Annotated in this window: 7 protein-coding genes; 2 read left to right on the top strand and 5 right to left on the bottom strand. The window is 59.5% G+C overall.

The window, feature by feature from the left end; translation table 11 throughout:
• The first annotated feature begins 562 nt into the window (after window positions 1-562).
• Together VM163_05625 and aroB are read left to right on the top strand one after the other, a co-directional pair.
• Window positions 563-1,945, top strand: coding sequence for a DUF4147 domain-containing protein (locus tag VM163_05625; GenBank protein HUT03353.1), 1,383 nt, complete (start codon window positions 563-565; stop codon window positions 1,943-1,945).
• Between the two features lie 83 nt (window positions 1,946-2,028).
• Window positions 2,029-3,108 (top strand): 3-dehydroquinate synthase, encoded by a 1,080-nt coding sequence (aroB, locus tag VM163_05620; GenBank protein HUT03352.1) that lies wholly within the window; start codon window positions 2,029-2,031, stop codon window positions 3,106-3,108.
• Window positions 3,109-3,225: 117 nt separating this feature from the next.
• Here the strand turns inward: aroB and VM163_05615 are convergent, their stop codons facing one another.
• The 5 genes from VM163_05615 to pyrR are packed head-to-tail and all read right to left on the bottom strand — an operon-like array spanning window position 3,226 to window position 8,558.
• Window positions 3,226-4,680 carry an RtcB family protein gene (locus VM163_05615; protein ID HUT03351.1) on the bottom strand — a complete coding sequence of 485 codons (1,455 nt, stop codon included), beginning with the start codon at window positions 4,678-4,680 and terminating at the stop codon, window positions 3,226-3,228.
• The gene (locus VM163_05610) at window positions 4,673-5,716 is read right to left on the bottom strand and encodes a hypothetical protein (protein HUT03350.1); all 1,044 of its coding nucleotides are present in this window, start codon (window positions 5,714-5,716) and stop codon (window positions 4,673-4,675) included. Before VM163_05610 ends, VM163_05615 begins: the two co-directional genes overlap by 8 nt.
• The gene (locus tag VM163_05605) at window positions 5,709-7,058 is read right to left on the bottom strand and encodes a dihydroorotase (GenBank protein ID HUT03349.1); all 1,350 of its coding nucleotides are present in this window, start codon (window positions 7,056-7,058) and stop codon (window positions 5,709-5,711) included. Before VM163_05605 ends, VM163_05610 begins: the two co-directional genes overlap by 8 nt.
• The gene (locus VM163_05600; protein HUT03348.1) at window positions 7,042-7,977 is read right to left on the bottom strand and encodes an aspartate carbamoyltransferase catalytic subunit; all 936 of its coding nucleotides are present in this window, start codon (window positions 7,975-7,977) and stop codon (window positions 7,042-7,044) included. The genes VM163_05605 and VM163_05600 overlap by 17 nt, the downstream gene beginning before the upstream one ends.
• Window positions 7,974-8,558 (bottom strand): bifunctional pyr operon transcriptional regulator/uracil phosphoribosyltransferase PyrR, encoded by a 585-nt coding sequence (gene pyrR / locus VM163_05595; protein HUT03347.1) that lies wholly within the window; start codon window positions 8,556-8,558, stop codon window positions 7,974-7,976. The genes VM163_05600 and pyrR overlap by 4 nt, the downstream gene beginning before the upstream one ends.
• Window position 8,559: the final 1 nt, after the last annotated feature.

The following is an 8,559-nucleotide window of genomic DNA, read 5'->3' as shown; positions in this document are numbered from 1 at the left end:
ACGCAACGGGGAGGGGGATTGTGGCGGTATTCGCACCGTCAGGCTACGCCTGCGGCTACCCATGGTCTGCCCTTCGGGCAAGAGCTTCTGCCCTCCATCCGCGAGGCAGCCGCAACGTTCCGCGCTCCAATCTGATTGTCGAGAAGTTGGGCACAATCAGACCGGCTGAGATGAGCTCTCATGGTAGGGGCGGTTCACGAACCGCCCTTCTTATGATGTCTGCCAAACAAGTTTGGGGTAAATCGGGTTGCGTCAATAACATCGGGCGATTCGTGAATCGCCCCTACAACGGTTTCCGGCGCTATGATTGGCCGCACCCTCCATGCACATTACGCCCGCATCCTTTAGGGGTGCTGCCTGCTGCACCCTCCTTATGATTTGCCAAATGCAGATAGGACGGGGCAAGCACCGCCCCTACGACTCCACAACGACTTCTTGGACAGCCTCTCATATTGAGGGCGCCTTCAGTTGCAAGTTGAGGCATTATCGGTAGATTATACATCAATGCCGCGGAGACCATTTCGTAGGCGGCATCTTTATCGGCATTTGACGTGGTGGGCTGTTGGACGGAGAAGCCGAACGAGAGGGGACGCAAGCCGTGAAGGAGCTAAGGGCTGACGCGCTTGAGATTTTCGAGGCGGGACTCGCCGCAGTGGACGGGGGTGAGTCTGTGAGACGAGCGATTTCTCGCAAGGGAGGAGAGGTCCTGATTTCGGCCTTGGATGCCCAGGTCCGGGTCAACCTCGATGAGTATGAGCGGGTTCTCCTGGTCGGAGGCGGCAAGGCAGGGGCGTCTATGGCGGAGGCCTTGGTTGACGCGCTTGGCGAGGCGGCGATCTCGGCGGGTGCGATCACTGTCCCGCTTGGAAGCAAACAGCCCGACATTCCTGAGCGCATCGAGGTTTTCGAGGCAACGCATCCGCTGCCGAGCGATTCTGCGGTCGAGGCGGTGCGTCGTATGGTCGAGCTTGCAGAGGGGGCGATCGAGAGGGACCTCATTTTCTTTCTGCTATCTGGCGGTGGCTCTGCGATGCTGCCGCTTCCGGCAGGAGATATAACGCTTGCGGACAAGGTTGAGGCGACGAAGCAGCTTCTCGCGTCGGGCGCCACGATAGATGAGGTCAACGCGATAAGGAAGCACATCTCGGCGATCAAGGGCGGACAGTTCTTGAGGGCGGCGAACCCCGCGCGGGTCATCTCGCTCATCATCTCTGACGTGATCGGCGACCGGCTCGAGTCGGTGGGGTCGGGGCCAACGGTAAAGAACACGACGACGTTCGCCGATTGTGTCGAGATAGTGCGCCGCTACCGGCTTTCAAGAAAGCTGCCAGCATCGGTCTTGAAACGGCTGAGGGACGGGGCGCACGGGAAGTTCTCAGGGCCGGAGGACATTGAAGATGCGGTCTTTGAGAGGTGTGATAACGTTGTCGTCTCCAACAACGATGTTGCGCTCGCGGCTTGCCAAGGGGCCGCACAGTCGCTTGGGTACTCGACGGTCAACCTCGGCGCGAGGGTCTTTGGCGAGGCGCGGGAGGTGGCAAAGGTGATGGTGGGCATAGCCCAGTCGGCCCAGGCGCGCGCGTATCCGGCGAGTCCCCCGTGCTGCATCATCTCCGGAGGTGAGTTGACCGTTACCCTTACGGGTGACGGGCTCGGCGGTCGGAATCAGGAGTTCGCACTTGCGGCCGCGCTTCACCTGCGCGGGACAGACAGCATCGTGATACTGAGCGCCGGGACTGATGGGATTGACGGGTCGAGCGAGGCGGCGGGCGCGATCATAGACGGCAAAACAACTGCGCGCGGGGCCTACGAGGGGATGGATGCCGCCGATTATCTTGCCCGGAGCGACTCGTTCTCGTATCTTGACGCCATTGGTGATACGATAATAACTGGGCGGACTGGCACGAACGTGATGGACATCAGGCTTTTGATGGTGGACGTGTAGGGAGGGGTGTGGCGGCGGGCATGATGGGCGAAATACATTGTAGAGGCGGCTCGCGATACGCCCGTTGTATGTGTGGGTGATCTGTGAGAACAATCGACGTCAACCTAGCTGACAGGGCCTATCCGATAATTCTCGACTCAGGCTCTCTTGGCCAGATCGGGGATTTTCTGCGCGAGCGCTTTGAGGCGGACGCTCCTGTCGTTGTTATCACCGATGAGAACGTTGGCCGCATCTACACAGACAGCGTCGAGTGCGCAATCGCGGATGCGGGCTTTGATGTTTTAATTCATGTTATTGAGCCGGGGGAGACGTCCAAGCGACTCGAGACCGTGTCTCGCATATACGACTTCCTCATAAAGCACAAGACCCCGCGCGCGGGCATAATAGTTGCTCTAGGAGGGGGGGTTGTCGGCGACGTAGCATCGTTCGTCGCTTCCACATACAAGCGTGGTGTGCCCTACGTTGCGGTTCCGACTTCGCTGCTCGCACACGTTGATTCGAGCGTTGGTGGCAAGACGGGGATTCATCATGGCGGTGAGAAGAATGTCATCGGGACGTTCTATCAGCCTCGGCTGGTCCTCATCGACATTGATACCCTGAGGACGTTACCCACTCGTGAGCTACTTGCGGGGATGGCTGAGGTCGTCAAGTACGCGGTTGCCCTGGATGGGGAGCTCTTTTCGTTTCTTGAGAGCAGCTATCAGAAGGTACTTCGCCTGAAACCGGGGCCGCTTCTTCATGTTATCGGCCGCTGCTGCGAGCTCAAGGCCGGGCTCGTTGAGCAGGATGAGTTCGATGAGGGGCCGAGGCACGTGTTGAACTACGGGCACACGATAGCCCATGCGCTCGAGGCATCGACAGGCTTCAGGGTGTTTTTGCACGGTGAGGCGGTCAGCATAGGGGTGGTGGCTGCCGCGAAGGTGTCTCGTGCGGTCGGGAGATGCTCGGATGAGGACGTTCGGCGCCAGGAGCGGCTCTTGAGGGCTATCGGCCTTCCCACAAGGCTCGATAAGGCGGCAATACCGAGGCTAATCGATCATCTATACGCCGATAAGAAGCTTGTGGCGGACAAAATCCGCCTCGTCGTATGCACCGGCATTGGCTCTGCTGACCTCTGGCCCGTTGCCCCCGAGGAGCTGGTGAGGCATCTGTCGGCGCTTTGATTCGAGCGAGATGAGCGGTGTTCATCAACTCTCCTTTCCTCCAATTCTTCTCTTCATCCTTCCGCCTTCATCCTTCATCCTTCCGCCTTCATCCTTCCGCCTTCATCCTTATGTGTGCTACCCCTTCACAACGGCGAGTGGCCTCAATCTGGCCACCTTGCGCGAGATGCCTGTCTCGTGAACCACGCGGACGACCTCGTCGATGTCCTTGTAGGCGGCGGGCATCTCCTCAGCGAGCGTTCTGCGGGATGCGGCGCGAACAATGATGCCCAGCTCTGCTAGCTCGTGGTCGATCTGTCTGCCCCTCGCATGCTTGATCGCCTGGTGCCTGCTCATGACCCGCCCGGCCCCGTGGCAGGTGCTGCCGAAGGTCTCTCGCATTGCTGTGTCAGTTCCGACAAGGACGTAGGAGGCCGTGCCCATGTCGCCAGGGATGAGGACCGGCTGCCCGACGGGGCGGTAGGGTTCGGGAAGCTCGGGATGGCCGGGTGGGAAGGCCCGTGTGGCGCCCTTGCGGTGGACCATGAGCGTGGTTACCTGGCCGTCGATCTCGTGGCTCTCGCGTTTTAGGATATTGTGCGCCACGTCATAGACCAGCGAGAGCCCGTGTTGGGCGGGGCCGATGCCCAGCGCATGCTCAAAGGCCTCAATCGCCCAGCAGCCCAAGCACTGCCGATTGGCCCAGGCGTAGTTCGCGGCGCAGCTCATCGCCTCGATGTATTCCTTCCCCTCGGGCGAGTCGGTTGGGGCGCAGACGAGCTGTCGGTCGGGGATGTCGATTCCGAACTTCGGGAAAGCGTTTGCCAGCGAGGCGAGAGCGTCCGTGCAGACCTGATGGCCGAAGCCGCGTGAGCCTGAATGGACCATCACCGTAACCTGGTCCCTGAAGAGCCCGAACGCCTCGGCCGTGGTTTGATCGAAGACCTCCTCAACGAACTGCACCTCGACGAAATGGTTGCCCGCGCCCAGGGTGCCAATTTGCTGAAGCCCCCGCTGGTAGGCTTTCGTGCTGATGACGTCGGGATTGGCGCTCTCCAGTCGGCCACTTGCCTCGGTGCGCTCGAGGTCGGAAGCGGCCCCATAGCCCTGGGCGACAGCCCATCCAGCCCCGTTGCGGAGAACGTCGGCGAGCTTGGTAGGGGAGAGCTTGATCTTGCCTCGGCAGCCGACCCCGCAGGGGATGCGCTCAAACAGTGCGTTGGCGATCCTCTGCAAGTGGGGCCTCACGTCCGACACCGTGAGCTTGCTTGCCAGAAGACGCACGCCGCAGTTGATGTCGTAGCCGACCCCGCCCGGGGTCACAACGCCCGTTTCCTCCAGCGTCGCCACGACCCCGCCAATTGGCAGGCCGTAGCCATAGTGAATGTCGGGCATCGCGTAGGATGCAACGACGATTCCCGGCAGTGAGGCCGCGTTTGCGATTTGGTCGAGCGGGTCCGCTCCCTCGGCCCGTCCCTGAAGCAGCCGCTTGCTGGCGAAGACTATGCCGTCAACCCTCATACAAGGCTTGTAGCTTCTGGGCAGGCGCCATTTGAAGGGGCTTATTCTCTCGAGCTGAGCCAGATCAACCATTCTGGCCCTCGCACGGATGTTCCCAAACGATCTGATAGCCGTTGAAGACCGGTCCATCGGTGCAGACCCTCTTGTATGTAGTGGGGCCTTCCTGAGGGCCATCATCCTCGGAAGGGAGCGCTCCCTCTCGGACCTTAACCGCACATCCCAGGCAAGTCCCAACGCCGCACGCCATCCGTTCTTCAAGAAGCACAAGTAGGCGTTGGACGTGGTTGTGCCTTGCGATGGTAGTAAGCGCTTCAAGCATCGGGCGGGGTCCGCAGCCGACGAGGGTGGTCTCGGCAGGATACGTCGGGTTAGCCTGGAAGAGTCGCTCGACCAGGTCGCACGCGGTCCCACAGAAGGCGCCCTGATCGCCTGGGTACATCGAGGCGACAATGGAGGGCATGAAGTTGTCAAAGAGCCGTGAGACGACGAGCCTAAGTGGTTCCGTGGTCTTGGGTAGCGCCCAGCGATAGACTGGGGGAACCTCGGTCAATGAAAGGCGCACAGGGCTTTGGCCGCGGTTATTCACGCCGAGCACTGTCAGCGGGCGCAGAGGGCTTGTGCTGAGTGCCTTGGCGAGGAAGTTGACGCCGGCGAGGCCGATCCCTCCTGCGACGAGCAGCGTGCGTTTCCAGCCGTCGGCGTTGAAGCCATTGCCGAGCGGCCCCAGGAACCGCAGACGGTCACCCGGTCGAACCATCGACAAGTGCAACGTGCCCCGTCCGACAGTCTTGAAAAGAAGCGTTACATGCGCAGGCTCGTTCTTTGACCGGGGAGCGTAGTCGAAGATGCTCATCGGCCGGGGTAGCATTGTCCTGTCGCCAACCGGCTCGATCAGGAAACGTGCGAGATGGCCGCCGTGCAGGCGTTCGTGTGGCGGGAGGAAATCGTCGGAGTTGGGCTGGGAAGAGACGAGAATGAACTGGCCAGGTATGGGGTCGGGGAAATCAGACGGCATCCTAAGGACCAGTCGGTTGAAGCTGCCGCGAGGTTTGATGCGTTGCACAGTGCATTCGCCCGCAAGAATGCCCTGGGTGCTCTCCTCAGACAACTCTGCCGTCGATCATCCTGATTTGGCCGGAGGTTATCGTGCACACCGGCGCACCTTGGAGCGACCAGCCGGCGAATGGGCAGTTGCGCCCCTTTGAGTAGAACTTGGCAGGGTCGATAGTGACTTTTTTTGCGGTGTCAATGATAGTGATGTCAGCATCAGACCCTCTCAATAACCTCCCCTTTTTCAGGCCGATCGCATCCGCCGGACCGGTCGTTAGTTTTTGGATGAGCAGCGCGAGCGGGACACGTTTCGTGGCGACAAGCCGGTCCAGACAAACAGGTATGGCGCTCTCCAGACCGATTATCCCGAATGGTGCCGCGATGTAATCTTGCTCCTTGTCGGTTGTCGTGTGAGGCGCATGGTCGGTCGCAATGGCGTCTATCGTGCCGTCCAAAAGGCCTTCTATCAGTGCATCTACGTCATCCTGCGTCCTGAGCGGCGGATTGACCTTCGTGCTAGTGTCGTAATCGGACTTCTCCACCGCCTCGTCCGTGAGGGCGAGGTGATGCGGCGTGGTCTCCGCGGTGACCTTTATTCCGGCCTTCTTGGCCTGTCTAATCAGCTCAACTGACTCCTTCGTTGAGACGTGCATTATGTGGACTGGCACGCCGGTCAGTGCGGAGAGTGAGATGTCTCGATAGACCATGCTGGTCTCCGCCTGAGGCGGTATTGGGGGGAGGCCGAGCCTGGTTGACACGAAGCCCTCGTGCATAACGCCGCCGGCAGACAACGTCGTGTCCTCGCTGTGCGAGAGCACGCGGACCTTGAAATCGCTCGCATACTCGAGCGCATGGCGCATCATCATGCTGTTTGAGACGCAATTCCCGTCATCCGTTACGGCCACGATCCCCGCCTCGGCCATTTCGCCAATTTCTGCGAGCGACTCTCCCTTTCTATCGCGGGTGATTGCTCCCGCCGGGAAGATGTGGACAAGGCCGCTTCTGGCGGCTTGCTGAAGGATGAACAGCGTCGTTGATTGGTTGTCATTGGCGGGGAAGGTGTTCGGCATAGTTATGACAGACGTGAAGCCGCCCGCGGCGGCCGCCATCATGCCCGTCTTGATGGTCTCGGCATCCTCGCGTCCCGGCTCGCGGAAGTGGACGTGGATGTCGATGAGGCCCGGAGTTATGATGAGTCCGTGCGCGTCGATGACGATCCTGTCGCTTTTTTTGAGCGCCCTTGGGCCTTTTTTGCCTGGGCGGATGAGCAAGGCGTCTCTGAGTGGGATGGGCTTTTTTGAGATTTTCTTGATGAGCCCGTCCTCGACAAGAATGCTTCCCACGTAATCGATATTATCGCCCGGGGAGATTATCCTGCCGCCGCTAATCACTAACTTCATAGATGCTCCTTCCGCCAAGCAGCAAGAGAAGAACAGCCATTCTGATCGAGACGCCGTTGGCCACCTGGTCAAGTATCACCGAGAATGGGCCATCGGCGACTTCGGGGTCGATCTCAACGCCGCGGTTTATCGGGCCGGGGTGCATAATGATGCAGTCTTTTTTAAGGTATTTCAGGTGTTCTAGCTTGAGCCCGAAGTAACGGTTGTATTCCCTGAGTGATGGGAACCTCGTGGCAGCATCGCGCTCGGTCTGTATGCGGAGAAGCATGACGACATCCTTGTCCTTGATGGCATCTTTGAGGCTAGGTGCGACCTTGACCCCGAGCCTGGTCACATCGAACGGGAGCATGGTCTTGGGGGCCATGACCGTAACCTCCGCCCCCATCTTGGTTAAGCACGGAATGTTGGAGCCAGCGACGCGGCTGCGGGCTATGTCGCCGATGATGGCGACCTTAAGGCCTTTAATCTCTTTCTTTCTCTCGCGGATCGTCATGAGGTCCAAGAGGGCTTGCGTGGGGTGCTCGTGGAAACCGTCCCCGGCGTTTATGACCGAGGCATCCATGAGTTTGGCGAGCCTGTGAGGGAAACCAGCCACGCTGTGCCGGATGACAACCACGCTGGGGTTCATTGCGGAGAGGTTCTTGGCGGTATCGACGAGCGTCTCGCCTTTTGAAATGCTGCTGTCCGAAACAGAGAAGTTCACGCTATCGGCCGATAGCCGCTTCTGAGCGATCTCAAACGATACCCGCGTTCTCGTGCTCGGCTCGAAAAAGAGGTTGACGACGGTTCTGCCTCGCAGCGTCGGGACCTTCTTGACGGTTCGCTCGTTAATGGTCTTTGTCGATTCTGCAAGGTCAAGGATCATCGATATCTCAAACGGGGACAGGTCGGCGATTCCCAGGAGGTCCTTTCTTCTCACTTATGTCCCCTTTGGGGTCTCGATGGGGATACAATGGCCATGTCCTGCCCGTCTTTCTCCTTGACCCTGACGCGAACCCACTGCGAGGGAAGTGTTATGAGCCGCATGGCCAGAAAGTCGGCCTGGATGGGAATCTCCCTCAGACCGCGGTCGATGAGCTCCACTAACCTGACGCACCCGGTCCGGCCCAGGTCGGCAAAACATATCAGAGCTGCCCTTATCGTCCTTCCTGTATAGAGCACATCATCGACAAGGAAGACAGTCTTGCCATCTATCGAGAAATCGATCTTGCTGTCATTTATCTTCGGCTGCTGAAGTCCCGCAGTGGCGAAATCGTCCCGATAAAAACCTATGTCCAGCGCACCCACATCCACTCGCCGACCAGTGCGCTCCATGAAGCCGGCAGCGAGTCGCTCCGCCAAGTGGTTTCCTCGGGACCTTATCCCGATGAAAGCGATCTCGTCGTCGTCTGTCACTGCCGCCAAAATCTCGTTCAGGAGTTCCTCGAGCATTTCCTTGAATTGGGCAGCGCCAGCTACCACCAATTCGTCAGTTTCCGCTCTCAAGTCGATCGTTTGCATG

This window comes from bacterium (assembly GCA_035527515.1).
Lineage (GTDB): Bacteria > B130-G9 > B130-G9 > B130-G9 > B130-G9 > B130-G9.
This window is presented reverse-complemented; position numbering and strand designations above follow the sequence as displayed.